This window comes from Curtobacterium sp. CFBP9011, from assembly GCF_034045095.1.
Classification (GTDB): Bacteria; Actinomycetota; Actinomycetes; order Actinomycetales; family Microbacteriaceae; genus Curtobacterium.
Genome location: NZ_JAXCWN010000001.1, coordinates 79,907 through 105,131 on the forward strand (window position 1 = coordinate 79,907; position 25,225 = coordinate 105,131).

21 protein-coding genes are annotated in these 25,225 nt (G+C 71.5%); 17 read left to right on the top strand and 4 right to left on the bottom strand.

Annotated features, from left to right (window positions below; all coding sequences use genetic code 11):
* Window positions 1-35: 35 nt before the first annotated feature.
* Window positions 36-1,493, bottom strand: a complete 1,458-nt coding sequence (gndA, locus tag SOM35_RS00420; RefSeq protein WP_320513855.1) for an NADP-dependent phosphogluconate dehydrogenase — start codon at window positions 1,491-1,493, stop codon at window positions 36-38.
* A 113-nt stretch (window positions 1,494-1,606) separates the two neighbouring features.
* Here gndA and SOM35_RS00425 point away from each other — a divergent pair, with 113 nt between their 5' ends.
* Window positions 1,607-2,134 carry a gluconokinase gene (locus tag SOM35_RS00425; protein ID WP_320513856.1) on the top strand — a complete coding sequence of 176 codons (528 nt, stop codon included), beginning with the start codon at window positions 1,607-1,609 and terminating at the stop codon, window positions 2,132-2,134.
* A 39-nt stretch (window positions 2,135-2,173) separates the two neighbouring features.
* Here the strand turns inward: SOM35_RS00425 and uxaC are convergent, their stop codons facing one another.
* Both uxaC and SOM35_RS00435 read right to left on the bottom strand, forming a co-directional pair.
* Window positions 2,174-3,613 (bottom strand): glucuronate isomerase, encoded by a 1,440-nt coding sequence (gene uxaC, locus SOM35_RS00430; protein WP_320513857.1) that lies wholly within the window; start codon window positions 3,611-3,613, stop codon window positions 2,174-2,176.
* 11 nt (window positions 3,614-3,624) lie between these two features.
* The gene (locus SOM35_RS00435; protein WP_320513858.1) at window positions 3,625-4,668 is read right to left on the bottom strand and encodes a LacI family DNA-binding transcriptional regulator; all 1,044 of its coding nucleotides are present in this window, start codon (window positions 4,666-4,668) and stop codon (window positions 3,625-3,627) included.
* A 170-nt stretch (window positions 4,669-4,838) separates the two neighbouring features.
* Between SOM35_RS00435 and SOM35_RS00440 the strand changes: the two genes are divergently transcribed.
* The 15 genes from SOM35_RS00440 to mfd all read left to right on the top strand — a co-directional run bounded on the left by SOM35_RS00440 (window position 4,839) and on the right by mfd (window position 22,986).
* Window positions 4,839-6,179 carry an ABC transporter substrate-binding protein gene (locus tag SOM35_RS00440; RefSeq protein ID WP_320513859.1) on the top strand — a complete coding sequence of 447 codons (1,341 nt, stop codon included), beginning with the start codon at window positions 4,839-4,841 and terminating at the stop codon, window positions 6,177-6,179.
* Window positions 6,179-7,201, top strand: a complete 1,023-nt coding sequence (locus tag SOM35_RS00445) for a carbohydrate ABC transporter permease (RefSeq protein WP_320513860.1) — start codon at window positions 6,179-6,181, stop codon at window positions 7,199-7,201. The genes SOM35_RS00440 and SOM35_RS00445 overlap by 1 nt, the downstream gene beginning before the upstream one ends.
* Window positions 7,198-8,148, top strand: a complete 951-nt coding sequence (locus SOM35_RS00450) for a carbohydrate ABC transporter permease (RefSeq protein WP_221849422.1) — start codon at window positions 7,198-7,200, stop codon at window positions 8,146-8,148. Before SOM35_RS00445 ends, SOM35_RS00450 begins: the two co-directional genes overlap by 4 nt.
* Window positions 8,149-8,227: 79 nt before the next feature.
* Window positions 8,228-9,079, top strand: a complete 852-nt coding sequence (locus SOM35_RS00455) for a sugar phosphate isomerase/epimerase family protein (RefSeq protein WP_320513861.1) — start codon at window positions 8,228-8,230, stop codon at window positions 9,077-9,079.
* Window positions 9,076-10,290 carry a Gfo/Idh/MocA family protein gene (locus SOM35_RS00460; protein WP_320513862.1) on the top strand — a complete coding sequence of 405 codons (1,215 nt, stop codon included), beginning with the start codon at window positions 9,076-9,078 and terminating at the stop codon, window positions 10,288-10,290. The genes SOM35_RS00455 and SOM35_RS00460 overlap by 4 nt, the downstream gene beginning before the upstream one ends.
* Entirely contained in the window at window positions 10,287-11,174 is an 888-nt protein-coding gene (locus SOM35_RS00465; RefSeq protein ID WP_320513863.1) for a sugar phosphate isomerase/epimerase family protein, read from the top strand. The genes SOM35_RS00460 and SOM35_RS00465 overlap by 4 nt, the downstream gene beginning before the upstream one ends.
* The gene (locus tag SOM35_RS00470) at window positions 11,171-12,448 is read left to right on the top strand and encodes a mannitol dehydrogenase family protein (protein WP_320513864.1); all 1,278 of its coding nucleotides are present in this window, start codon (window positions 11,171-11,173) and stop codon (window positions 12,446-12,448) included. Before SOM35_RS00465 ends, SOM35_RS00470 begins: the two co-directional genes overlap by 4 nt.
* Window positions 12,445-13,821, top strand: a complete 1,377-nt coding sequence (gene manD / locus SOM35_RS00475) for a D-mannonate dehydratase ManD (RefSeq protein ID WP_320513866.1) — start codon at window positions 12,445-12,447, stop codon at window positions 13,819-13,821. The genes SOM35_RS00470 and manD overlap by 4 nt, the downstream gene beginning before the upstream one ends.
* A 25-nt stretch (window positions 13,822-13,846) precedes the next feature.
* Window positions 13,847-14,800: a hypothetical protein gene (locus SOM35_RS00480; RefSeq protein WP_320513867.1), complete on the top strand. Its 954-nt coding sequence runs from the start codon at window positions 13,847-13,849 to the stop codon at window positions 14,798-14,800.
* Window positions 14,801-14,878: 78 nt separating this feature from the next.
* Window positions 14,879-16,123 (top strand): sensor histidine kinase, encoded by a 1,245-nt coding sequence (locus SOM35_RS00485; protein ID WP_320513868.1) that lies wholly within the window; start codon window positions 14,879-14,881, stop codon window positions 16,121-16,123.
* Window positions 16,120-16,776 (top strand): response regulator transcription factor, encoded by a 657-nt coding sequence (locus SOM35_RS00490; RefSeq protein WP_320513869.1) that lies wholly within the window; start codon window positions 16,120-16,122, stop codon window positions 16,774-16,776. The genes SOM35_RS00485 and SOM35_RS00490 overlap by 4 nt, the downstream gene beginning before the upstream one ends.
* An 8-nt stretch (window positions 16,777-16,784) precedes the next feature.
* On the top strand, window positions 16,785-17,750 hold the full coding sequence (locus tag SOM35_RS00495; protein WP_320513871.1) for a hypothetical protein: 966 nt from the start codon (window positions 16,785-16,787) through the stop codon (window positions 17,748-17,750).
* A 274-nt stretch (window positions 17,751-18,024) separates the two neighbouring features.
* Window positions 18,025-18,657: a 50S ribosomal protein L25/general stress protein Ctc gene (locus SOM35_RS00500; protein ID WP_320513872.1), complete on the top strand. Its 633-nt coding sequence runs from the start codon at window positions 18,025-18,027 to the stop codon at window positions 18,655-18,657.
* Between the two features lie 33 nt (window positions 18,658-18,690).
* Window positions 18,691-19,275, top strand: a complete 585-nt coding sequence (pth, locus tag SOM35_RS00505) for an aminoacyl-tRNA hydrolase (RefSeq protein ID WP_111076429.1) — start codon at window positions 18,691-18,693, stop codon at window positions 19,273-19,275.
* 117 nt (window positions 19,276-19,392) lie between these two features.
* Complete coding sequence (gene mfd / locus SOM35_RS00510) at window positions 19,393-22,986, top strand: transcription-repair coupling factor (RefSeq protein ID WP_320513875.1); 3,594 nt, start codon at window positions 19,393-19,395, stop codon at window positions 22,984-22,986.
* Between the two features lie 89 nt (window positions 22,987-23,075).
* Here mfd and nhaA read toward each other — a convergent pair whose 3' ends face one another.
* The gene (nhaA, locus tag SOM35_RS00515) at window positions 23,076-24,254 is read right to left on the bottom strand and encodes a Na+/H+ antiporter NhaA (RefSeq protein WP_320513876.1); all 1,179 of its coding nucleotides are present in this window, start codon (window positions 24,252-24,254) and stop codon (window positions 23,076-23,078) included.
* 147 nt (window positions 24,255-24,401) lie between these two features.
* Here nhaA and SOM35_RS00520 point away from each other — a divergent pair, with 147 nt between their 5' ends.
* A complete protein-coding gene (locus SOM35_RS00520; protein WP_320513877.1) occupies window positions 24,402-25,175 on the top strand; it encodes a MazG family protein in 774 nt (257 codons plus the stop codon).
* Window positions 25,176-25,225 lie beyond the last annotated feature (50 nt).

Sequence of the window (25,225 nt, forward strand, 5' to 3'; positions counted from 1 at the left end):
TCGACGACGAGGCCCTCGGGTCGGAACGGTGGGGATCAGTGCGTCGACGGCTCCTGCTCGACCTCGGGACGCCCCTCGTCGGACCACAGCGTGTGGAACGTGCCGTCCTTGTCCGTGCGCTGGTAGGTGTGCGCACCGAAGAAGTCGCGCTGCCCCTGGATCAGGGCGGCGGGCAGTCGCTCGGACGCCAGCGAGTCGAAGTACGACAGCGCCGACGAGAACCCGGGCGCCGGGATCCCCGACGCAGCCGCGATGCCGACGATGCGCCGCCAGGCTGCTTCACCCTCGGCGACGGCGTTCGCGAAGTACGGGTCGACGAGCAGGGACGCGAGCTCCGGGTCCTTGTCGTACGCCTCGACAATGCGGTTGAGGAACTGGGCGCGGATGATGCAGCCACCGCGCCAGATCTTCGCCATGTCCCCGAGGGCGATGTCCCAGTCGTACTCCTTGGCCCCGGCGATGATGAGGTCGAAGCCCTGCGCGTACGCGACGACCTTCGAGGCGTAGAGCGCGGCGCGGACGTCGTCGGCGAAGGTGTCCGGCACCTCGGCGATGTCGGGGCGCTTCGTGACGGACTTCCGGACCGCTTCGCGCTGCGTCGGCTTGGACGACACCGCACGGGCGAACACCGCCTCGCCGATGCCGGACACCGGGATGCCCAGGCCGACGGCGTTCTGCACGGTCCAGACGCCGGTGCCCTTCGAGCCCGCTTCGTCGCGGATCAGGTCGACGAGGGGCTTGCCGGTGTCGGCGTCCTGCTGCTTGAGGACTTCGCCGGTGATCTCGATCAGGTAGGACTCGAGGTCGCCCTTGTTCCATTCGTCGAACACCTGCACGAGCTGGTCGACGCTGTAGCCACCGACGCGGCGGAGCAGGTCGTACGACTCGGCGATGAGCTGCATGTCGGCGTACTCGATGCCGTTGTGGACCATCTTCACGAAGTGGCCGGCACCGTCGGTACCGACGTGGGTCACGCACGGCTCGCCCTCGGCCACGGCCGCGATCGACCTCAGGATCGGGCCCAGCGTCTCCCACGCCTCGTCAGATCCGCCGGGCATGATCGACGGCCCGTGCAGGGCGCCCTCTTCGCCGCCGGAGATACCGGTGCCGACGAAGTTCAGGCCCTTCTCCTTGAGGTCGTGCTCGCGACGGATGGTGTCGTGGAAGTTGGCGTTGCCGCCGTCGACGATGATGTCGCCTTCCTCGAACCGGTCGGCGAGCTGCGAGATCACCGCGTCGGTGCCCTTGCCGGCCTGGACCATGATGATCGCGGTGCGCGGCTTCGACAGGGACGCCACGAACCCGTCGATGTCCTCGGACGCGATGAAGCCCATGTCGCCGTGCTCGTTCATGAGCTCTTCGGTGCGGGCGTAGGTGCGGTTGTAGACCGCGACGGTGTTGCCCTCACGCGACGCGAGGTTCCGCGCCAGGTTCGAGCCCATCACCGCGAGGCCGATGACCCCGATGTTCGCCTTGTCGTTGTTCTCTGCCACGTCGACTCCTTCGTGTCTGGACGGCCACCGCCAATCTATGCAGCCGCCCGTGTGACCACCCAGGTCTTCCGCATCCTGTGGACCACGAGGCCCCCGGTTCGTACTGTGGAGGAATGGCCGATGCGACCGTCCTCCCGCCCGTGCTCGTGATGGGGGTCTCCGGATCCGGCAAGTCGACGGTGGGTGAAGCGCTGACGCGTGCCCTCGACGAACGGGGACAGGCAGCCGAGTTCGTCGACGCGGACGGACTGCACCCGCAGGCGAACAAGGACAAGATACACGACGGCGTCCCCCTGACGGACGAGGACCGGCGCCCGTGGCTCGACGCCTGCTCGGCACGGATCGCCGAGGTGCAGCGGTCCGGCGCCCGGTGCGTGATGGCGAACTCGGCGCTGAAGCGCGCCTACCGCGACCGTCTGCGTGAGGACGCCCCCGACCTGTTCATCGCGTTCCTCGACGGGTCGCGCGAACTCATCGCCGAGCGGCAGAGCCACCGGCACCACGAGTACATGCCGAACTCGCTGCTCGACTCGCAGTTCGAGACGCTCGAGCGTCCCGGGTCCGACGAGGCATCGGCGGCGGTCCCGATCCGCGGATCGGTGGACGAGACCGTCGCGGCCATCCTCGCGATCCTGCCCTGACGGACAGCTCGCACGCCGCCCCGGTCCGATCCGTCGCCCTCAGAGTTTGAAGGTCGCCCGCGGGATGTCGGACACGATCCGCCGTGCGGTCCGGACAGCGTCCTCCTCGGAGAGCTGGTGCGTCACGACGAGCGACGCCAGGTAGGCCGCATCCGCCCGCCGCGCCATGTCGTGCCGCGCGGGGATGGAGCAGTACGCCCGGGTGTCGTCGATGAACCCGGACGTCTTCGTGAACGACGTCGAGTCGGTGATCGCCGACCGGTAGCGTCCGATCGCCGCGGGGGTGTCGATGAACCACCACGGCGCCCCGGCGTACACGGCGGGGTAGAACCCGGCGAGCGGTCCGATCTCCCGTGAGAACACGGTCTCGTCGACGGTGAACAGCACCAGGTGGAACCCGGGCGCGGTGCCGAAGGACTCGAGCAGGGGCCGCAGCGGCTCGGTGAACGCGCCGACCGCGGGCAGGTCGTGCCCGGTGTCCGGCCCGAAGCGCTCGAGGGTCGGCGTGTGGTGGTTCCGGACGACCCCCGGGTGCAGCTGCATCACCAGACCGTCGTCGACGCTCATCTCCGCCCACCGGAAGAGCATGTCGTGCCGGTAGGCCACCGCCTCGGCCGCGGTCACCCCGGACGGCCCCTGCAGCGAAGCCGCGTGGATCCGTGCGCGCTCCGACGGCGACAGCGGGGTCGACCCGGCGTCGAGCACCCCGGTGTCGGTCGCGGTCGCCCCGTGCTCGATGAAGTACTGCCGACGGGCGCGGAGTGCGGCGAGCAGCCCGTCGTGGGTGCCCGTGTCGATACCCGCGGCCTGGCCGACGGACGCGACCACGAGCCTCCAGTCCGGTCGGGACGGGTCGAAGACGGCGTCCGCGCGGAAGGTGGGGACCACCCGGCCGCGGAAGGTGGGGTCGGCGGCGAGCTGCGCGTGCGCGGCGAGGTCGGCGTCCGGGGCGTCGGTGGTGGCGAGGACCTCGATGCCGAAGGCGTCGAACAGTGCGCGCGGCCGCATCTGCGGCTGCTGCAGCAGCGCGGCGATGTGGTCGTACTGCACGTCCGCGTTCGCGGCCGACGGCTGCTCCGTCAGCCCGAAGACGTCGTGCAGCTCCGTCTCGAACCAGTACCGGACGGGGGTGCCGAGGAAGTCGTCCCAGTGCTCCGCCAGTGTCCGCCAGATCTGTCGGCCGGGAGGCACGGTGCCGGTTCCCGACAGGTCGGCGCGACCCAGCGCCTCCAGTCCGACACCGTTCGCGTGCAGGAGCCGCAGGACGTAGTGGTCCGGCGTGATCAGCAGCGCGGCGGGGTCGGCGAACGGCTGGTCGTCCGCGATCAGGGCCGCGTCGACGTGCCCGTGCGGGGAGATGATCGGCGCGTGCGCGACGGCGTCGTACAGGGTGCGCGCGACCGCACGCGCTCCCGGGTCGGCGGCGAACAGGCGGTCGGGGTGCGGCGCCAGCGGGGTGGCGTTGTCGGTACGGGGCATCGTCGGCTCCTTCAGGACGGACGGTGGTGGGTGGCCGGCACGGGGCCGGTCGACTCGCGGACGGTGAGGTGTGTGGGCAGGGCGACGGCACCGCTCATGTGCTCGCCGGGGAGCTCGTCGGCTGGGACGGCACCGAGCCGACCGAGGAGCATCCGGATCGCGACGCGGCCGGCCCGCTCGATCGGTGACGTCATCGTGGTGAGCGGCGGGTTGCAGAAGTCGGCGCCGAAGATGTCGTCGCAGCCGACGATGCTGATGTCCTCGGGCACGCGGACGCCGCGCTCCCGGAGCCGGCCGAGCATGCCGATCGCGATGAGGTCGTTGAAGGCGATGCACGCCGTCGCTCCCGCGTTGACGGCTGCGTCGGCCGCGGCGGCACCCGAGTCCACGAACGGGGCGTGCGGACCGATGCGGGCGACGCGGACGTCGAGGCGCTTCGCGACGCGCACCAGGGCACGCCAGCGACGTTCGTTCGACCACGAGCTGTCCGGTCCCGCGACGTACAGGACGTCACGGTGCCCGAGCGACGCGAGGTGCTGCACGGCCTGCTCGACACCGCCGGGGGTGTCGATGAGCACGGACGGCACCCCGGCCGGTCGGCGGTTCACGACCACGAGCGGCGTGCGCTCGGCGAACTTCGCGATCTGCGCGTCGGACAGGCGCGACGCGGTGAGCACGACGCCGTCGGCCTTCGTGGACACCGCGCTGAGGGCGGCCATCTCGGCGTCCGCGGACTCCTCGGTGTCGACGAGCAGCTGCGTCCACCCGGCGGCGGCGAGCTGGTGCTGCGTGCCCCGGATGACGTCGAAGTAGAAGGGGTTGGTGATGTCGGACACCAGGACCGCGACCGCCCGGGTCCGGCCGGACGTCAGCGCACGCGCCTGCGAGTTCGCGACGTAGCCGAGCTCGCGGGCGGCCTGCTGGATGCGCTGCTGCGTGGCGGGGTTCACACGGTCGGGGAGCGACAGGGCACGGGACACCGTCGACGGTGCGACCCCGGTGGCGGCGGCGACGTCGCGGATCGTGACGCGGCGGGACGAGTCGGTCTCGGTCACGCGAACCTCCCTGTCCTGTGCGGCACGTCCCGAACGCTAGGCCGGTCTGGCAACAAGTGGCAACCGGTTGCCGCCTGTTGCCACCCGCGCGACAGTGGTCGTCAGCCGGCTCGCCCCGGCGACACCCCGAGCAGCGCCGCTCGGGTGGAGGCTTCGAGGAGGAAACCCCCATGAAGACACGGACCTTGATCGGTTCCGTGGTCGTGGTCGCCCTCGCGACGCTGTCCCTGCAGGGATGCGCGATCGTCAACGGCAGTGGCGACGACCCCAACACACTCCGCGTCATGATGGGCGCGGACACGACCTACCCCGACCAACGCAAGCAGTGGCAGCGGGACACCGCCGCCGAGTTCAAGCGCACCACCGGTGCGGACATCCAGTGGGAGACGTACTCCTCCGGCCAGGAGGAACTGACCGCCATCCAGACGAGCGTCATCTCGGGCCAGGGCCCGGACGTGTACGCGATCGGCACCACCTTCACCCCCACCGCCTACGCCACCGGCGCCTTCGTCCGCATGGGCGAGCAGCAGTGGGACGCCATCGGCGGCAAGGACCAGTTCGACCCGGCGTCGTTCGGCATCTCGGGGCCGAGCAAGTCGAAGCAGATCGGTATCCCGTTCGCCAGCCGCCCGTTCGTGATGGCGGTCAACACGGACCTGCTCGCCCAGGCCGGCATCACCGAGATGCCGACCACCTGGGACCAGCTCACGGCGGACGCGAAGGCCACCACGACCGGTGACCGGCACGGCATGGCGATCGCCTACGCCGACGGGTTCGATCCGTGGAAGTTCATCTGGGGGATGTCCGAGAACGCCGGAAACACCATCGTCGACGGCACGAAGGCCGAGCTCGACGCGGACGCCGTGCAGAACGCCTACCGGACGTACTTCGACTGGGTCACGAAGGACGGCGTGGTCGACCCCGCCGCGATCGGGTGGAACAACGCGCAGGCCCTCGCGCAGTTCACCGACGGCAAGGCCGCGTTCTTCCCGATGACGACCACCACCGCCATCAACTCGTTCAAGGACACGAAGGTCGACGGCAAGTACGCGTTCGCCCTGCTGCCGACCGTGCCGCCCGGCGCGACCGAACGCCCGGCTGGTGGCATCGAGGCCGCCAGCATCCTGTCCGGCGACAACTTCGTCGTCGCCGACTACGGCACCAAGCAAGACCTGTCGTTCGAGTTCATCAAGCAGCTGAGCACCAAGAAGGCGCAGCTCGAGTACTACGACCTGTTCGGCAACCTGCCCACCAACGTGGACGCCGCCGCGCAGCTCGCCGCGGAGAACCCCCAGCTCAAGCCCATCATCGACGCCGGCCGCCTGTCCAAGCCCACCGCCTTCACCGGCGCCTGGTCGGACATCCAGCTCGCGCTCGTCGACGTCGTCGTGCAGTCGATCCCGTCGCTCAAGCGCGGCGAGGTCACCGACGACCAGCTCCGCGGGCGTCTGCAGGACGCGCAGCGGGACGCCCAGGCCACGCTCGACCGGCAGAAGAACGGAGGTCTGTGATGACCACCACGCAGACCAAGCCCACCACGCGGCGACCCGACGGACAGCACCCCGTCCGCCCGCACGGCACGACCCCGCTGTACAAGCGGGAGCGTCCGCTCTGGATGCTGCTCCCCGGCGGCCTCCTCATGCTCGCGATCATCGTGGTCCCGCTGCTCGTCGGGTTCTTCATCGCGATGCTCGACCTCGACCAGTACACGCTCCGGCAGTGGTTCAGCGCTCCGTTCGTCGGCTTCGCGAACTTCACCGAGGCCGTCACGAACTCGCCGCTGCTGCACTCCATCTGGATCTCGGTGTCGCTCGCGGTGCTCGTCACCGCCGTCACCGTCCCGATCGGGGTCGCCGCCGCCATCTCGACGCAGAACCGGTTCCGCGGTCGCGGACTCGTCCGGTCGGTCTACCTGATCCCGTACGTGCTCCCGGCGTTCGTCGTCGGCACGTTCTTCCGCACCATGCTCCAGCCGCAGGGCGTCGTCAACTCGGTCCTGCACACCGACGTGCTCTGGCTGAACGGTTCGGCGTCCTACTGGGCGCTCGCCGGTGTCATGGTCTGGACGTCGTGGCCGTTCGTGTACCTGCTGAGCCTGGCGGGCCTCCAGGCCGTGGACCTGGAGGTGCACGAGGCCGCGTCGCTCGACGGCGCGACCTGGTGGATCAAGCTCCGCGACGTCGTGTTCCCGTACCTGCGCGGTCCGCTGAGCCTGGCGGTGATCATCGCGATCCTGCACAACATCAACAACTTCACGCTGCCGTTCGTCCTGTTCGGCATCCCGCTGCCCTCGAGCGTCGAGGTCATGCCCGTCCTGACGTACATCGCGAGCTTCCAGTCGTTCCGCTTCGGTCTCTCCGCTGCGATGGCGATCTGCTCGCTCGTGATCGTCGCCATCCCGCTCTTCGTCTACCTGCGGGCCGTCCAGCTCGACACCGGCGACGACGCGGGCCCGAACCGGAAGCAGCGCCGCGCCGACCGCGCCGTGCTGGCCGCCCCGGCCGCCGCCGACGTCGAGGGAGCACGCGCATGAGCGGGTACAGCACCACCAGGACCCGTCCGACCGCCACGCTCACCGAGAGCATCACGGCCCCGGGCGGTGGTCGCCGACCGAAGCGCCCCTACGACACCGACGTCACCCGGCTGCTGCCGCGCTGGCTGCTCGTCACCGTGATCGCCGTCATCGTCGCGTTCATCGCCGTCCCGGTGCTCTACATCGTCTTCGGCTCGGTCAACTCGGACGTCGCGGTCGCCCGCGGCGAGTACTTCCCGTCCGAGTTCACCCTCGCCAACTACACCGACATCTGGTCGACGGTCGCCCTCGGACAGGGACTCGTCAACAGCATCCTGACCGCCGGCGCGGTCGCCGTCTGCAGTGCCGCACTCGCCGTGTCGACGGCCTACGTGCTCGTCCGATTCCGGTTCCTCGGCCGCCTGACGTTCCTCCGCGGGCTGCTCGCACTGCAGTCGATCCCCGGCACGCTCCTGCTGCTGCCGGTGTTCGTCGTCTTCGCCAACATCGCGAGCGCCACGGGTGTGCAGATCATCGGCACCCGCTGGGGCCTGTTCGTCACCTACCTGACGTTCGCCCTGCCGTTCTCCACCTGGGTGATGGTCACGTACCTCCGCGGGCTGCCGAAGGAACTCGAGGAAGCGGCCCGCATCGACGGCGCGTCCTCGACGGGGATCCTCATGAAGATCGTCCTGCCGCTGTCCTGGCCGGGGATCGTCGTGTCCGCGATCTTCGCCTTCCTGCTCGGCTGGAACGACGTCCTGTTCTCCACGATCATGACGACCCCGAACACCCGGACGGTCGCCGTGGTCCTGCAGGTGCTCGGCACCACCCAGGAGGGCGGCGCGGTCCCGATCTACGGCCAGATGATGGCCGCCTCGATCGTCTGCGCGCTGCCGGTCGTCGCCCTGTACCTGGTCTTCCAGCGCTACCTCGTCGGCGGGCTGACCGCCGGGAGTGTGAAGTAGCGATTCGTCCACAGATCGGACTGGAGGCCCGGCGCGCGTCCGCCCCGCCGGTCACCCTGGTCCTCATGAAAGGAACGCAATGACCCAGCCCACCAGCGATCGACCCACTTGGGAACTGTCCGGCTTCGGCGACGAGATCGACGCCGACCCCGTCGTCCAGGTCGCGGTGCTGCAGGCCCTCGGCGCGCGCGCGATCGAGGTCCGCAGTGCCTGGGGCGTCAACGTCCTCGACCTCGACGACGAGCAGCTCGCCGGGCTGCACCGCCTCTTCGACGAGCGCGGCCAGACCGTGTCCGCCATCGCGTCGCCGATCGGCAAGGTCCCGGTCGACGAACCCGTCGAGCACGAGCTCGTCCGGCTCCGGCGCGCGATCGCCGCCGCGCACGCACTCGGCACGACGAACATCCGCATCTTCTCGTTCTACTTCGCGGGCCGCACCCCCGAGAGCGTCCGCGACGACGTCCTCGTCCGGATGCGGGCACTCGCCGACGTGGCGTCACGCGAGGGCGTGACCCTGCTGCACGAGAACGAGAAGGACATCTACGGCGACGTGCCCTCCCGGGTGCTCGACCTCGTCGAGAGCGTCGGGTCCTCGTCGCTCCGGCTCGCGTGGGACAACGCCAACTACGTCCAGTGCGGCGTGCGGCCCTTCACCGACGGCTGGGCGCAGCTCGCCCCCTACGTCGACTACCTGCAGGTGAAGGACGCCCTCGCCGCCGACTCGTCCGTCGTCCCCGCCGGCGAGGGCGACGGCGAGCTCCTGCTCACGCTCACCGCGCTGCGCGACGCCGGGCACTCCGGGTACGCCTCGCTCGAACCCCACCTCAGCGACTTCACCGCCCTCGGCGGGTTCTCCGGCCCGGCGGCGTTCGGCCGCGCCGGCCGGGCCTTCCGCACCCTCACCGACCAGATCGGAGTGACCCTGCGATGACCGCAGACACCACCAGCCCCACCGCACCGCTCCGCCTGGCCGTCGTCGGCGCGGGCGTCATCGGCCGCCACCACGCCCGCGTCGCCCTCGCGAACGACGGTCTCGTCGTCGTCGCCCTCGTCGACGCGGTCCCGGCCGCGGCCACCGGCGCCGCCGACGAGATCGAGGCCTCGGGGGCACCCCGCCCGCTCACGACCGCCACCATCGAGGACGCCATCGCCCAGATCGACATCGACGTCGTCGCGATCTGTTCCCCGTCCGGCATGCACGTCCAGCTGGCCGAGGCGGCGCTCGACGCGGGCAAGCACGTCGTGATCGAGAAGCCGCTCGACACCACGATGCCCCGCGCCCGGCAGATCGCGGCGCTCGCCGCGGCCGCCCGGCAGCGCGGGCTCGTCGTCAGCGTGATCAGCCAGCACCGCTTCGACCCGGCGTCCGTCGCGGTCGCGAGAGCCGCACACGGGGGCGGCTTCGGCCGGGTGACCTCGGGTGTCGCGAGCGTGGCGTGGTACCGCTCGCAGGGCTACTACGACTCCGGCGACTGGCGCGGCACCTGGGAGCTCGACGGCGGCGGCGCGGTGATGAACCAGGGGGTGCACACCGTCGACCTGCTCGTCTGGAGCCTCGGACGTCCGGTGGAGATCTCCGCGCAGATCGGGCTGCTCGCCCACGACCGGATCGAGGTCGAGGACACCGCCGTCGCCACCGTCCGCTTCGACACGGGCGCGCTCGGGGTCATCCACTGCACCACGGCCGCGTACCCGGGCCTGTCCGCCCGCTACGCCGTCTACGGCACGCAGGGATCGGCCGTCGTCGACGACGACCGACTCGCCTACTTCCACGTCGCGCCGGACGCCGACACGCTCCAGTCGGCCGCCACCACGGCGAACGCCACCGCGGTCGCCGACGCCGTCGACCAGAAGTCCGACGTCGTCCCCACCGAGCACGTCGTCGGTGGACCGCCGGAGGCCGAGCACTTCCTCGCCGGGCACGGCCGGCAGTACGACGACATCGTCGACGCGATCCGCACCGGTCGCGACCCGGGCGTGACCGTCGACGACGCCCTCGTGTCCCTCGCCACGGTCCGCGGTCTCTACGTCAGTGCGACGCTGGGGCAGCCCGTGCGCATCGACGACGTCATCGACGGCCGGTACGACGACGTCGTCCCGGTCGTCGCAGCAGCAGCAGCAGCAGGAGGAGCCACCCGATGAAGTTCTCCGTGTTCACCGCGTCCACCCCCGACTGGACCCCGTCGCAGGCCGCGGAGACGCTCGCCGCCCAGGGCTGGGACGGCATCGAGTGGCGGATCGTCGACGACCGCCCCGCCGACGGCACCACCGTCCCCGCCGAACGAGCCTTCTGGGCCGGCAACCGGTCGACGTGGCAGTACACAGGCATCACCGACCAGGTCGGGGAGATCGCCCGGATCACTGCCGGCGCCGGGCTCGCGTACTCGGGCATCGGCGGCTACCAGCAGGCGTCGGACCACGACGGCGTCGAGACGATGCTCCGCGTGACGAGCGAGCTCGGCGCCGGGCAGGTGCGGATCAGCATGCCCGTCTACCGGCAGGAGAAGGCGCGCACCGGTGAGACCTACCCGCAGCTGTTCGACCGCACCCGCGCAGACCTCGAGTGGGCGGTGTCCCGCGCGGCGGACCTCGGCGTCAAGGCCCTGGTCGAGCTGCACCACATGACCATCACGCCCTCGGCCTCGGCAGCCCTGCGGCTCGTCGAGGGGCTCGACCCGGAGCACGTCGGGGTCATCCACGACCTCGGCAACCTCGTCATCGAGGGACAGGAGGACCACCTCGCCGCGTTCGAGCTCCTCGGCCCGTACCTGGCGCACGTGCACGTGAAGAACGCCCGCTGGGTCGACACCGGCTCCACCCGGGCCGACGGCAGCAGCACCTGGCAGCACGAGTGGGCGCCGCTGCGCTCCGGTCAGGCCTCGGTGTCGGCGTACCTCGACGACCTGCGCACGTTCGGGTACGACGGCTGGGTGACGATCGAGGACTTCTCCACTGACCTACCCCTGGCCGAACGGACGGCCGACAACCTGGCCTACCTGCGCTCCCTGGCCCCGGTGACCGCGTGAGCCGTCGACCCGGCATCGTCCACGTCGGGGTCGGTGCCTTCGCTCGCGCCCACCTCGCCTGGTACACACAGCACGCGACGGGGCAGCCCTGGGGCATCACCGCGTTCACCGGGCGTTCCCCGGACATGGCCGAGGCGCTCACCGCGCAGGACGGTCGCTACACGCTCGTCACCCGGACCGCAGACGGCGACACCGCCGAGGTGGTCGACGTCGTCGTCGCCGCGCACCCGGGCAGCGACGACACCGCGTGGACGGCGGCACTCGCGTCACCGGACACCGCCGTGGTCACGCTGACCGTCACCGAGCAGGGGTACCGCCCGGGCTCCGACGTCCCGGTGCGGCTGGTGGCCGGACTCGACGCCCGCCGGCGCGCGGACGCCGGCCCGGTGACGCTCCTGAGCCTCGACAACCTCACCCACAACGGCGAGGTCCTCCGCCAGGCCGTGCGCGACGCCGTGACCGACCCGGGCCTCCAGGCCTGGATCGACGCCACCGTGACGTTCCCGAGCTCGATGGTCGACCGGATCACCCCGGCGACGACCGAGGACGACGTCGCGGCGCTCGCCGGCCTGCCCGGGGCCCTCGACGGCGACCGGGTGCCCGTCGTCACGGAGCCCTTCACCGAGTGGGTGGTGGAGGACGCCTTCGCGGGGGAGCGCCCCGCGTGGGAGACCGCCGGCGCCCGCGTGGTGGACGACGTCACCCCGTACGAACAGCGGAAGCTGTGGCTCCTCAACGGATCGCACTCCCTGCTCGCCTCCCTCGGACTGCTCCTCGGGCACGAGACCGTCGCGCAGGCCATGGCCGACCCGGTCTGCCGGGCCGCCGTGGAACAGCTCTGGGACGAGGCAGCGCAGGAGCTGCCGCTGCCCATGGCCGAGATCGCGAGAGCACGAGCTGCCCTGGTGGAGCGCTTCGCCAACCCCCGCATCCGGCACACCCTGGTGCAGATCGCTTCCGGCGGGTCCCAGAAGCTGCCCGTGCGCGTGGTCGACGTCGTCCGGCACCGCCTCGACCGTGACCCGGCGGCCGGCATCGGCCCCGGCGCGGCGACCCTCCTCGCGGCGTGGTGGCTGCACGTGACCACGCAGCCGGACCTGGTGGACGACCCGGGCGCACCCGGTGCAGGCTCGGACGTGCACGACGTCCTGGCCGTCGTCGCACCCGACCTGGACACCACCCCCGTGGTCGCGGCCGTCACCGCCGCGGCCGACCGCATCCGCACCGCCGCGGCAGCAGCCCGCCAGCCCTCCGACGAAGGAGTCCCAGCATGACCGACGCCACCCCCGCCCCGACCGACCCGGCTGGCACGACGAACCCGGCCGCCCCTGTGCCCGGCGCGACGGACGACCGCAGCGGGGAGGCCACCGCCGGTCGACCCGACACGTGGGCCAGCGCCGACCGCCGCCAGCTGATCGACCGGGCCGAGGTCATCGTGACCAGCCCGGACCGCAACTTCGTCACGCTGAAGATCACGACCGCCGACGGCGTGACCGGCCTCGGGGACGCGACCCTGAACGGGCGGGAGCTCGCCGCCGCCGCGTACCTCTCCGAGCACGTCGTCCCGCTGCTGATCGGGCGCGACGCAAGCCGCATCGAGGACGCCTGGCAGTTCCTGTACCGCTCGTCGTACTGGCGCCGCGGCCCGGTGACGATGGCCGCGATCGCCGCCGTCGACATGGCGCTCTGGGACATCAAGGCCAAGGTCGCCGGCATGCCGCTCTACCAGCTGCTCGGCGGCGCCTCCCGCACCGGGCTGATGGCGTACGGCCACGCCTCGGGCAAGGAGCTGCCCGAGCTGTTCGACTCCATCCGCGCGCACCAGGCCGAGGGCTACCGTTCGATCCGCGTCCAGACCGGTGTACCGGGCCTGCAGTCCATCTACGGCATCGCGTCGAACACCACCACGTCCGGCAACGAGGGGGTGCGGTACGACTTCGAGCCCGCACAACGCGGGGCCTTCCCGGCCATGGAGGACTGGGACACCCGCGCCTACATGCGTCACGTGCCCGCCGTGTTCGAGGCCGTCCGCAACGAGTTCGGCCCCGAGCTGCCGCTCCTGCACGACGGCCACCACCGGATGACCCCGATGCAGGCCGCGCAGCTCGGCAAGTCCCTGGAGCCGTACGACCTCTTCTGGCTCGAGGACTGCACCCCCGCCGAGAACCAGGAGGCCCTGAAGCTCGTCCGCCAGCACACCACGACGCCGCTCGCGATCGGTGAGGTCTTCAACACCATCTGGGACTTCAAGGACATCATCCGCGACCAGCTGATCGACTACGTCCGCGGCGCCGTGACGCACATGGGCGGGGTCACCCCGTTGAAGAAGACGATGGAGTACGCCGCGCTGTACCAGGTCAAGTCCGGGTTCCACGGGCCGACCGACATCTCGCCGGTGGGGCTCGCCGCCCAGATGCACGTCGGACTCGCGATCCACAACTTCGGCATCCAGGAGTACATGCAGCACGGGCCCCGGACGAACCAGGTGTTCCGCCAGTCGTTCACGTTCACCGACGGCTTCCTGCACCCGGGCGACGAGCCCGGCCTCGGTGTGTCGCTCGACGTCGACGAGGCGGGCAAGTACCCGTACGAACAGGCATACCTGCCGTTCAACCGCCTGGCCGACGGCACCGTCCACGACTGGTGAGGCCTCGCGGGTACCCTCGGCGAGCGTGGACATCGACACGCTCGCTGCGGCCGCCCGTGAGCTCCTGCTCGTCGCGCCGGCGGACTTCGTCGCCGAGCGGACCGCCCGGCAGCGGGCGATGCGCGCTGACGACCGCGACACGGCCGCGGCGATCGGGAAGCTCCGGAAACCGACTCCGGCCGCCTGGGTGGTCGACCTGCTGGCGCACGAGCAGGCCCTCGACGAGGCGGTCGACCTCGGCCCGTCCCTGCGTGAGGCCCAGGCGAAAGCGGACCCGCAGGAGATCAGCGCGCTCCGTCGCCAGCGCACGAGCGTGGTGGATGCACTGGCACGGGCCGGGGCAGACCTGGCCACGGATGCCGGCCACCCTGCCACGCCGGCGGTCCTCGAGCAGGTCCGCTCCACGATCGAGGCCGCGATGGCCGACCCGCACGCCGGAGCCGCCGTCCGCTCGGGGCTCCTCGTGCAGCCCCTGGAGAGCGTCGGCTTCGAGGACGTCGACCTCGACGGCGCCCTCGCCGTGCCGGACGCGGTCCCCGACGCCTGGTCGGGCAGCGGTGCCCCGCCCATCGACATCGAGGAGGGGCGGCGCGCTCGGAGGTCCACCAGAGCCTCCAGGCCGGAGAAACAGGCCGAACAGGACGAACAGGACGAACCGGCCGAGCAGGACCAGCAGAACCGCGCCCCGGATCCCGAACCGGAGCCGACGCCCGACCCCGCCGCCGAGCGCCGCGCCGCCCGCCAGGCCGAGACCGCGGCGCGGACGGAGTCCCGCGAGGCCGACGCGGCTCTCGACGAAGCGGAGCGTGAACTCGGCGCCGCCGAGGACCGCCGCGCCGGACTCGCGCGCGAGCTCGAGCGTGCCACCGCCGAGGTCGAGCGGCTCGAACGCTCCCGCGACGACGCCGAGACTGCCAGCGACCGCGAGCGGGACCTCCTCGCGGCCGCGCAGGAGCACCGCCGATCCCTCGGCCGCTGACCACCCCCTTCATCACCTCGGATGAAAACCGCGCGCACGGCTCGCTGACCGCCGGAGCGTCCCCATACGCTCGGCGGCATGACCACCTTCCTCCGACGGTTCCGACACCTGCTGGCACCCGCCACCGGCGTCGTCTACCTCGTGCTCTGGATCGTCGCCGAGGCCGGCAGGGCCGGACTCGCCGACCACGTCGTCGTGGTGTCCGCCTTCGCGGTGGCCATCGGTCTGGCTGCCTGGATGCCCTCGACCGCCCTCGGGCTGATCGTCGTCGTCCCGCTGCTGCAGGCGCTCCGACTGCTGCACCGCCCCACCGACACGACCTGGCCGGAGTACCTGGCGATCGTGATCGTCGTCGGCATCGTGGGGGCCGGGCGCTCGGACCTGCTCCGGTGGCTCGCCGTCCCCGTGCTGGCGGTCGCCAGCGCCGCGGCGGCCTGGGCGATGGTGGTGCCGACGGTCGCCGACCAGGACGTGTGGGCGAACTGGGTCGCCTCCGTGGCCGGGACCCGGACGAACCTCGTGCTCATCGCGCTGTCCCTGGCGGGAGCGAGCGGCATCGGCTGGGCGATCGGGGTGGCGATCGGCGCGACGTGGCGCATCGGCCTGGCCAGGGTCCGGGTGGTCGAGGCCGAGCGGGAGACCCAGGTGACGACGGTCGAGCTGCACGCCGAGCAGGAGCGTGCGCGGATCGCCCGCGACGTGCACGACTCGCTGGCGCACTCGCTCGCGGTCGTGGTCTCCCAGGCGCAGGGTGCCGCGGCGATCGCCGTGCGGGACGAGCACGCGGCAACCGCACTCCGCGACATCGCCGAGGTCAGCCGGTCGGCGCTCGGGGACGTCCGCGCGCTCGTCGAGCGCATCCAGGGCGCGGGCGACGACGCCCGGTACGGGTTGGCGGACGTCCCACCGCTCGTCGCGGACATGCGGGAGCTCGGCATGGACGCCACGTTCGAGCAGCACGGCGATCCGGCGGAGCTGCTCCCCGGCGTGGCCGCCGCAGTGCACCGGATCGTCCAGGAGAGCCTGACGAACGTCCTCAAGCACCAGGGCCGGACCGCGAGCGCTCGGGTGGTCCTCGACTGGCGCGGACCGGGCCTCGGCGTCGTGGTGTCGTCGCGCGGCGCCGCACCCCTCGTCGTACTCGACGGGGTGGGGACGGGCATCGTGGGGATGCAGGAACGGGCGCGGCTGGCGGGTGGCTGGCTCCGCGCCGGCTCCGGGGACGAGGAGCACGAGTTCGTCGTGACCGCGTGGGTGCCCGCGGGTGGACCGGTCGCACCGACAGCACCGACCGCAGCGGCCGAACTCGAGGTCGCACGGTGACCGCGATCCGGGTCGCGGTCGTCGACGACCAGCGGCTGTTCGCCTCCGGCATGCGGATGCTCGTCGACGCCCAGGACGACATGACCTGCGTGGGGACGGCCGGCGACGGTGCCGCCGCCCTCGAGCTCTGCGACGTCGCGCACCCGGACGTCCTGCTGCTCGACCTCCGGATGCCGGTGCTGAACGGCATCGAGACGCTCGCGCGGCTGGGGGAGCGGGACGGGGACCGCCCGCGCGTGATCGCCCTGACGACCATCCGTCGGGACGACGCCGTCCTCGCCGCACTGCGTGCCGGGGCCGCCGCGTTCCTGACGAAGGACGCGCTGCCCGAGGTCGTCACGGCCACGATCCGCGACGTGCACGAGGGACGCCCGGCACCGACCGAGGCCGAGGCGCTGGAACTGCTCCGCGCGCAGGGCACCCCGGTCGGGGTGGACCGTCGTGACGCGGTGCTCGACGCCCTCACCGCCCGCGAACGCGAGGTCTTCCTCCTCGTGGCGAAGGGCCTCACCAACGCCGAGATCGCGGCGTCGGTGTTCCTCAGCGAGGCCACCGTGAAGAGCCACGTCCGCTCGGTGCTCATGAAGCTCGGGCTCCGGAACCGCATCCAGGTCGTCATCACCGCACACGAACGCGGCCTCGTCCGCGCCTAGGGGGAACCATGCAGATCACCACACGGGTCGCGAAGACCGGGACGCTCGGCCTCGTCGTCCTCGGCCTCGTCGCGGGCTTGGTCCACGGCCTGCCCGAGCCCGCCGACGTCGCGGTCAGGCCGTCGGTCGAGCGGGACCAGGCCGCGTGGAGGATGCCGCTCGACGGGTGGGCCCAGCCGGCCGGCGGCAAGCAGGACTACGCGGAGAACCTCGCCGTCCAGCCGTGCCTCCGCCACGCGGGCATCGACTTCCCGGTGCCGTGGGCCACCTCGGCCGGGCTCGAAGCGGCCTCTGACGCCGATGAGACGCCCGAGCGGGGCAACCCCTCGCCGGCGCTCTCGTGGACGAGGCCGCTCGACGCCGACCTCGCACGGACGCGGGGCTACCACGGCCCCTCGGCCGCCGGAGCGAACGAGGACGGCATCCGCGAGTGGGGTCAGGACCCGGAGCGGAACGCCGCGTTCGCGGACGCATCGCAGCCGGCGGTGAGCCGGTGCTTCCACGAGGGCTACCGGACCCTCGGCCTGGACGACGAGGACGGCACCGCGCAGACCGCGTCGATGACCGCCAAGCGCCTGACGTACGTCGCGGCGACGGCCGCTCGGCAGGACGACGCCGTCGTGGCCGCCGCCGCCCGGTGGCGCAGCTGCATGGCACCGTCGGGCGTGCGGGACCTGCCAGCGTCCCCCGCCGAGATGCCGTCGGAGTCCGTGCGGCGACAGTTCGGCACGGACATCGGATCGACGCCCGTCCAGGACGCCGAGGTCGCGGTCGCTGAGCGCGACGTCGCCTGCCAGGCGTCCTCGGGCTACCGGCGGGCACTGTACGACGCCGAGTGGCACCGGCTCCTGCACGTCACCGCGACCGACGCCGCCGCGCTCGGGGCGGCGGAGCCGCAGCAGCTGGCCGTCGACCGACGGCTCGACCGGACGATCGAGCGCCTCGCGCCGGAGGCGCCGGCCGACGTCGACTGAACCCGCTGACGGACGGGAGGCTCGTGGCGGCGCCGCCACGAGCCTCCCGTCCGGTCTGTGCCCGGACGGACGACGTGGTCCGACACGCCCGGGCCGGTACTGGTAGGCTTTCCCACGACTTCGGCGAGGGCCGCGTACGCGCGGCCGTGATCGACGCAGTGGGAGACCCGGCCAGACTCTGGGACCGTTCCTCACGCGTGCACGCGTTCGAGTTGCAACACCACAGACCCCCGATGCCGGCACTCCGGCGTCGTCCCCGACACCAGGAGGCATCATGGCTGACTACACCAAGCTCGCGGCGGAAGTCCGCACCAAGTTCGGCAAGGGTGCGGCGCGCAAGCTCCGCGCTGCCGACAAGATCCCCGCCGTCGTCTACGGCCACGGCACCGAGCCGAAGCACATCAGCCTGCCGGGCCACGAGACCATGCTGCTCGTCCGTACCGCCAACGCGGTCGTCGACCTCGACATCGAGGGTGCGGCCCAGCTCGCCCTCGTCAAGGACGTCCAGCGTGACCCGGTGCGCCAGATCATCGAGCACATCGACCTCGTCGTCCTCCGTCGTGGCGAGAAGGTCACCGTCGACGTCCCCGTGGTCATCGAGGGCGAGTCCTTCTCCGGCACGATCCACGTGCAGGACCTCAACACCGTCTCGCTGCTCGTGCTGGCGACGGACATCCCCGAGCACGTCGTCGTCGACGTCGAGGGCCTCGAGGACGGCAAGCAGATCGTCGCCTCCGAGCTGACCCTCCCCGAGGGCGCCGAGCTCGAGACCGACCCCGAGGCGCTCGTCGTGCAGATCGTCACCCCGCGTGGCACCGCTGACGACGAGGCCGCTGACGAGGCCTCCGCCGAGGCGGGCGCCGAAGCCGGTGCCGAGGGCGGCTCCGCTCCGGTCGACTCCGAGTAAGCAACACCCCGTAGAGACATCTGGTCGACGCTGATGGCAGATCGTTCGTTCGTCGTGGTCGGGCTCGGGAACCCCGGGCCCGACTACTCGGGCAACCGCCACAACGTCGGCCAGATGGTCCTCGACGAACTGGCCGCCCGCATGGGTGCCACGTTCAAGAAGCACAAGACCCCGAACCAGGTCGCCGAGGGGCGCCTGGTGCCGGGTGGCCCGAAGCTCGTCCTCGCGAAGCCCGGGTCGTTCATGAACACCTCCGGGGGACCGGTCTCGGCCGTCCTCGGGTTCTACTCCGCGTCGCCGGAGGACCTGATCCTGGTCCACGACGAGCTCGACCTGCCGTTCGACACCGTGCGCCTCAAGGGCAACGGCGGGCACGGCGGCCACAACGGCATCCGTGACGTCATCAAGGCGACGAACACGAACGAGTTCGCCCGGGTGCGGGTCGGCATCGGCCGTCCGCCCGGTCGCCAGGACCCGGCCGACTACGTGCTGCGTGACTTCGCCGCAGCCGAGAAGAAGCTGCTGCCGAACCTGCTGGCCGACGCCGCCGACGCGGTCGAGGCGATCGTGACCGACGGCCTGCTCGCCGCGCAGCAGCGTTTCCACGCGCCCGCCTGACCGCAGGTCCTGAACGCGGACCGGACGGGAGGCACGTCCCGGCCCCGCCACGCGCCTCCTGTTCGCCCGTCGCGCACGGGGCAACCGCTGTCGGGGGACGCCGGTACCATCGTGTGAGTGACGATCTCGGGCCTCATCCCTGCGCTGTCGCGCGCCTCCTCCTTCGATCGTGCGCTCCGTGCCGCTCCTCGTGACGCCGACTTCTCGGTCGTCGACGGGCTCCGCGTCCCGCTGTTCGCCGCGCTCCTGGCCGCCCGGACCGGCCCCCAGTGCGCCTTCGTCATCACCGCCACCGGTCGTGAAGCCGAGGCGGTCCGCGACGCCCTGAGCTGCACGATCCCGGACGCCGACGTGCTCGAGTTCCCGGCGTGGGAGACCCTGCCGCACGAGCGCCTCAGCCCGAGCCCGCAGACGGTCGGCACCCGCATCGCCACACTCCGTGCGCTGCAGCGCTGGCAGGACACCCCGGTGGACGAGCGTCGCACGACCGTCGTCGTGGCCAGTGTCCGTGCGGCCCTGCAGCCGATCGCGGACAACCTGACCGAACTCGCGCCGGTCGTGCTGCACACCGGGTCCCGTGGCAACGACCTCAGCCGGCTCGCCTCCCAGCTCGTCGACCTGGCCTACGCCCGCGTCGACCTGGTCACCCGTCGTGGCGAGTTCGCCGTCCGCGGTGGCATCCTCGACGTCTTCCCGCCGACCGCCGACCACCCGGTCCGTGTCGACTTCTTCGGCGACGAGATCGACGGCGTCAAGGCGTTCTCCGTCGCCGACCAGCGTTCGACGGAGGACGACCTGGGCTCGGTCGAGCTGACGGCCTCCCGCGAACTGCTCCTCAGCGACGACGTCCGGCAGCGGGCGCGAGAGATGCTGCACGAGTTCCCGAACCTGTCCCAGATGCTGGCCAAGGTCGCCGAGGGGATCCCGGTCGAGGGCATGGAGTCCCTCGCACCCGCACTGGTCCGCAAGCTCGTGCCGGTCACCGACTACCTGCCCGAGGCCGCGACGATCGCGGTGTTCTCGCCCGAGCGGGTCAGCGGTCGCGCGCACAGCCTGGCCGAGACCAACCAGGAGTTCCTGCAGGCCGCCTGGAGCGCCGCGGTCGCCGGGGCGCAGGCTCCGATCGACCTCGACGCCGGCAACTTCATGACGGTGCAGCAGCTCAAGAACACCCGCGGGCAGCGCACGTGGTGGACGGTGTCGCCGTTCGACTCCGGTGCCGACGAGCCGATCACCGACTCCGACGCCGTGGCCGAGGCGGGGGAGTACATCCGTGTGCCGGGTGAGTCGATCCCGAGCTTCGCGGGCAGCGCCGACGGAGCGGTCGCCCACGTCAAGGAGCTCACCGCCGACAAATGGGCGGTCGTGGTGACCGCGCAGGGCCAGGGGCTCGTCGAACGGGCGGTGCAGGTGCTGGCCGACGCCGGGGTGGCCGCGCGCGCCGGGGCGTTGGACGGGCCTCCCGAACCGGGTGTCGCCATCGTCACGACCGCCAGCGTCGAGCACGGGTTCGCCGTCGCCGACCCGCGCATCGCGCTCTTCAGCGAGGCCGAGTTCTACGGCCGGAGCGTCCAGCAGGGCGCCCGGACGGTCAAGAAGCTGGCGAGCCGCCGGAAGAACGTCGTCGACCCGCTGCAGCTCAAGCCGGGCGACGTCGTCGTGCACGCGACCCACGGCATCGGCAAGTTCGTCGAGCTCGTCAGTCGCGAGGTCTCGAGCGGCGGCCGGAACGCCGTGAAGCAGCAGCGTGAGTACCTGGTGCTCGAGTACGCGCCGTCGAAGCGGAACTACCCGGGCGACAAGCTGTTCGTGCCGACCGACCAGCTCGACCAGCTGTCGCGGTACGTCGGTGGCGAGAACCCGACCCTGTCGAAGATGGGCGGCTCGGACTGGTCCGCGGCGAAGTCCAAGGCGCGCAAGGCCGTCCGCGACATCGCCGTCGACCTGGTGAAGCTGTACTCGGCGCGGATGGCGTCGAAGGGGCACGCGTTCGGCCCGGACACCCCGTGGCAGCGCGAGCTGGAAGAGGCGTTCCCGTTCGCGGAGACCGCCGACCAGCTGACCACCATCGACGAGATCAAGCGCGACATGGAGAGCCCGATCCCGATGGACCGGCTGCTGTCCGGCGACGTCGGCTACGGCAAGACCGAGGTCGCGATCCGTGCGGCGTTCAAGGCCGTGCAGGACGGCAAGCAGGTCGCGGTCCTCGTGCCGACCACGCTGCTGGTCCGTCAGCACATGGAGACGTTCCAGGAGCGGTTCGCCGGGTTCCCGGTGAACCTCCGCGCCCTCAGCCGGTTCCAGACCGAGAAGGAGTCGAAGGAGACGCTCGCGGGCCTGGCCGACGGCACGGTCGACATCGTCATCGGCACGCACCGGATCCTGTCGCAGAACGTGCAGTTCAAGGACGTCGGGCTCGTCATCATCGACGAGGAGCAGCGGTTCGGCGTCGAGCACAAGGACCAGCTGAAGAAGCTCAAGACCAACGTCGACGTCCTGGCGATGTCCGCGACGCCGATCCCGCGCTCGCTCGAGATGGCGGTCACCGGCATCCGTGAGATGTCGACCCTCGCGACCCCGCCGGAGGACCGGCACCCGATCCTCACCTTCGTCGGGCCGCAGTCCGACCTGCAGGTCGCCGCGGCGATCAAGCGCGAGATGCTCCGCGAGGGGCAGGTGTTCTACGTGCACAACCGCGTCAAGGACATCCAGTCGGTCGCGTCGCACCTGGCCGAGATCGTGCCGGACGCCCGCATCGGCGTCGCGCACGGGCAGATGGCGGAGGGCACGCTCGAGCAGGTCATGGTCGACTTCTGGGAGCGCCGGTTCGACGTCCTGGTGTCGACGACGATCATCGAGACGGGCCTGGACATCGCCAACGCCAACACGCTGATCATCGACAAGGCCGACAAGTACGGGCTGTCACAGCTGCACCAGCTGCGCGGCCGGGTCGGTCGTGGCCGGGAGCGCGGCTACGCGTACTTCCTGTACGACGCCGAGAAGCCGCTGTCCGAGACCGCGCAGGACCGCCTCGAGACGATCGCCGCCAACAACGAGCTGGGCGCCGGCATGCAGGTCGCGATGAAGGACCTCGAGATCCGCGGCGCGGGCAACCTGCTCGGTGGTGAGCAGTCCGGGCACATCGCGGGCGTCGGCTTCGACCTCTACCTCCGCATGATCGGCGAGGCGGTGTCGCAGTTCCGCGGTGACGTCGCCGAGGGGCAGACCGAGCTCCGGCTCGAGATCCCCGTCGACGCGCACATCCCGGACGACTACGTCGAGTCCGAGCGGCTGCGTCTCGAGGCGTACCAGAAGCTCTCGGCTGCCTCGGCCCCGGCCGCGCAGGCCGAGGCGATCGACATGGTCCTCGACGAGCTCACCGACCGCTACGGCACCCCGCCGCAGGCCGTCCTCACCCTCATCGAGGTCTCCCGCCTCCGCCGGATGGCGCAGCAGGTCGGCCTGTCCGACGTCGTCGTGATGGGGTCGAACCTCCGCGTCGCCGGCAAGGAACTGGCCGATTCGGCGCAGGTCCGACTGAAGCGGATGTTCCCGGGGGCGCGCTGGTTCCCGCAGCAGGACGCGGCGAGCATCCCAGTGCCGAAGCCGCACGGCGAGACCCTGCCCGACGACGCGCTCATCGGCTGGGTGGAGAGCATCCTCACCGCCGTCTACGGCGCGCCGGCGCGCGAAGAGGCGTCGACGGTCTGACCGACGACCCGACGTGCTCGTCGCTCGCACCTGACGGACGGGAGGCCCGTGGCGGATCCGCCACGGGCCTCCCGTCCGTCAGACGGTCGCTACTCGGTCGCCTCGGCTTCGGAGAGCTCGCGACGCTGCCGGTAGCGGCGGGCGCGGACCGACACGACCACGGCGGAGGCGACCATCGCGATGCCGGAACCGACGAGCACGGCGAGGACGCCCTCGTCGACGATCTCCTCGTTCGCGGCGAACGCCAGCTCGTTCATGAGCAGCGACACGGTGAACCCGATGCCGCCGAGCACTCCGACGGTCATCACCGAACCGAACGACAGCGTCGACCGGCCGGGTCCGCGGAAGAGCCGACCCGCGATCGTGCCGAACAGGGTGATGCCGATGACCTTGCCGACCGGCAGCGCGAGGACGACGCCCCAGAACGTCGGCGAGAGCTCAGCGATCCCGACCGCGGGGATGACGACCGCGGCGGAGACGAAGGCGAAGACCGGCAGGACGATGGCGTTCGAGTACGGCTCGACCTGCTCGTGGAGCGTGCCGCCCGGACGGCGGGGGAGCACCAGGCCGAGCGCGACACCGGCGATCGTCGCGTGCACCCCCGAGTGGTACACGAGCCACCAGGTGACCAGGCCGATGACGACCATCGCGACGATGAGGAACGGCTGCGCCCGGCTGCCGGGGCGCAGCCGTCGGCCGAGGACGGCGAAGACCACGAGCAGGACCGCGGCACCGCCGAGCGCCAGGAAGTCGGTGCCGTGCGCGAAGACCACCGCGATGATGACGATCGCGATGAGGTCGTCGAGGACGGCCAGCGCCAGCAGGAACACCCGGATCGTGGAGGGCAGGCCGCGACCGAACATCGCCAGGACCCCGAGTGCGAACGCGATGTCCGTCGCCGTCGGGATTGGCCAGCCGTGCGTGTACGGGGTGCCGGACGTGACGAGCAGGTAGACCAGCGCCGGGACGACCACACCACCGACCGCTGCGATGGCGGGGACCACGGCGGTCTTGGGGTTCGCGAGTTCGCCGGCGACGAGCTCGTGCTTCAGCTCCACGGCGACGAGCAGGAAGAACACCGCCAGCAGTCCGTCGCTCACCCAGTGCGCGATCGACAGGTCCAGCCCGAGCGCTCCCCACGGGGTGTGCCAGTCGAGGCCGCGCTCGAGGCCCGGGCCGAGCGCGGTGTTCGCGATGACCAGGCCGAGGACGGCGGCGGACAGCAGCGCGATGGCGCTGAACCGGGGGGAACGGATGAAGGAGGGCATGCGGCTCCGGGGGCGTTTCGGGTACGGGGAACGGATCGTCGACCAGACTTCCCGACACGCCTCGACCATCCTACCGGCTGCACCCGCTGTCCGATCGGCGCCCGACGGGTCCGATCGGCGCGGAGCCGACGGTGGCAGCATGGCGGCATGACCTCCGTTGACGAACTCGTCGCCGTCGTGGACCGCCTGCTCGACCCCGAGCACGGATGCGTCTGGAACCGCGAGCAGACCCATGCGAGCCTCGCCCGCTACGCCGTCGAGGAGACCTACGAACTGGTCGACGCCATCGACGGCGACGACACCGACGAACTGCGTGAAGAACTCGGCGACGTGCTCTACCAGGTGGTGTTGCACGCCGGGATCGCCGCGCGCCAGGGGCGGTTCGACCTGGACGACGTCGCCGACGGTGTCCGCGAGAAGATGCAGCGCCGCCACCCGCACGTGTTCGGGGACGAGGAAGCGCACACCGTCGAGGACGTCGTCCGGGTCTGGCGTGTCGCGAAGGCCGCCGAGAAGGCGGGACGCAGCAGCGTGTACGCCGGCGTGCCGCGGGCGATGCCGCCGCTCGAGCGTGCGGTGAAGCTGTTCGAACGGCTGGAGGAGCGTGGGGACCTGCACGCAGCGGTCGCGTCGGTCGCGGACGGCAGTGTCGTGGAGCAGGTCGGGGTGGACGTCGGGCTGGACGTCGGGAGCGCTGGTCCGGTCGCGGACGGGATGGTCCAGCAGCCGTTCGGCAGTCGTGTCGACGTCGCCTGGGGAGCGGGGATGCTCGCCGAGGTGGCGGTGGTGCACGAGCAGGGGATCGACCCGGTGGCCAGCCTGCGGGCGGCGGTGACGCTGCTGGAGGCGGCAGCGCGCCAGGCGGAGGAGGAGTCGGCGGTGGCACCGGACACCACGGCACCGGACCCCGCAGCGGAGTAGGGCGCCGTAGCGGTGCTGGACTCGGCGCCGGAGCGCGCGCACAGAGACGA

Excerpts from the sequence above, each read along its gene's own strand:
- SOM35_RS00425 (WP_320513856.1), top strand. The coding sequence starts at position 1,607 with ATGGCCGATGCGACCGTCCTCCCGCCCGTGCTCGTGATGGGGGTCTCC.
- uxaC (WP_320513857.1), bottom strand. The coding sequence starts at position 3,613 with ATGCCCCGTACCGACAACGCCACCCCGCTGGCGCCGCACCCCGACCGC.
- SOM35_RS00440 (WP_320513859.1), top strand. The coding sequence starts at position 4,839 with ATGAAGACACGGACCTTGATCGGTTCCGTGGTCGTGGTCGCCCTCGCG.
- SOM35_RS00445 (WP_320513860.1), top strand. The coding sequence starts at position 6,179 with ATGACCACCACGCAGACCAAGCCCACCACGCGGCGACCCGACGGACAG.
- SOM35_RS00450 (WP_221849422.1), top strand. The coding sequence starts at position 7,198 with ATGAGCGGGTACAGCACCACCAGGACCCGTCCGACCGCCACGCTCACC.
- SOM35_RS00455 (WP_320513861.1), top strand. The coding sequence starts at position 8,228 with ATGACCCAGCCCACCAGCGATCGACCCACTTGGGAACTGTCCGGCTTC.
- SOM35_RS00460 (WP_320513862.1), top strand. The coding sequence starts at position 9,076 with ATGACCGCAGACACCACCAGCCCCACCGCACCGCTCCGCCTGGCCGTC.
- SOM35_RS00465 (WP_320513863.1), top strand. The coding sequence starts at position 10,287 with ATGAAGTTCTCCGTGTTCACCGCGTCCACCCCCGACTGGACCCCGTCG.
- manD (WP_320513866.1), top strand. The coding sequence starts at position 12,445 with ATGACCGACGCCACCCCCGCCCCGACCGACCCGGCTGGCACGACGAAC.
- SOM35_RS00485 (WP_320513868.1), top strand. The coding sequence starts at position 14,879 with ATGACCACCTTCCTCCGACGGTTCCGACACCTGCTGGCACCCGCCACC.
- SOM35_RS00495 (WP_320513871.1), top strand. The coding sequence starts at position 16,785 with ATGCAGATCACCACACGGGTCGCGAAGACCGGGACGCTCGGCCTCGTC.
- SOM35_RS00500 (WP_320513872.1), top strand. The coding sequence starts at position 18,025 with ATGGCTGACTACACCAAGCTCGCGGCGGAAGTCCGCACCAAGTTCGGC.
- pth (WP_111076429.1), top strand. The coding sequence starts at position 18,691 with ATGGCAGATCGTTCGTTCGTCGTGGTCGGGCTCGGGAACCCCGGGCCC.
- nhaA (WP_320513876.1), bottom strand. The coding sequence starts at position 24,254 with ATGCCCTCCTTCATCCGTTCCCCCCGGTTCAGCGCCATCGCGCTGCTG.
- SOM35_RS00520 (WP_320513877.1), top strand. The coding sequence starts at position 24,402 with ATGACCTCCGTTGACGAACTCGTCGCCGTCGTGGACCGCCTGCTCGAC.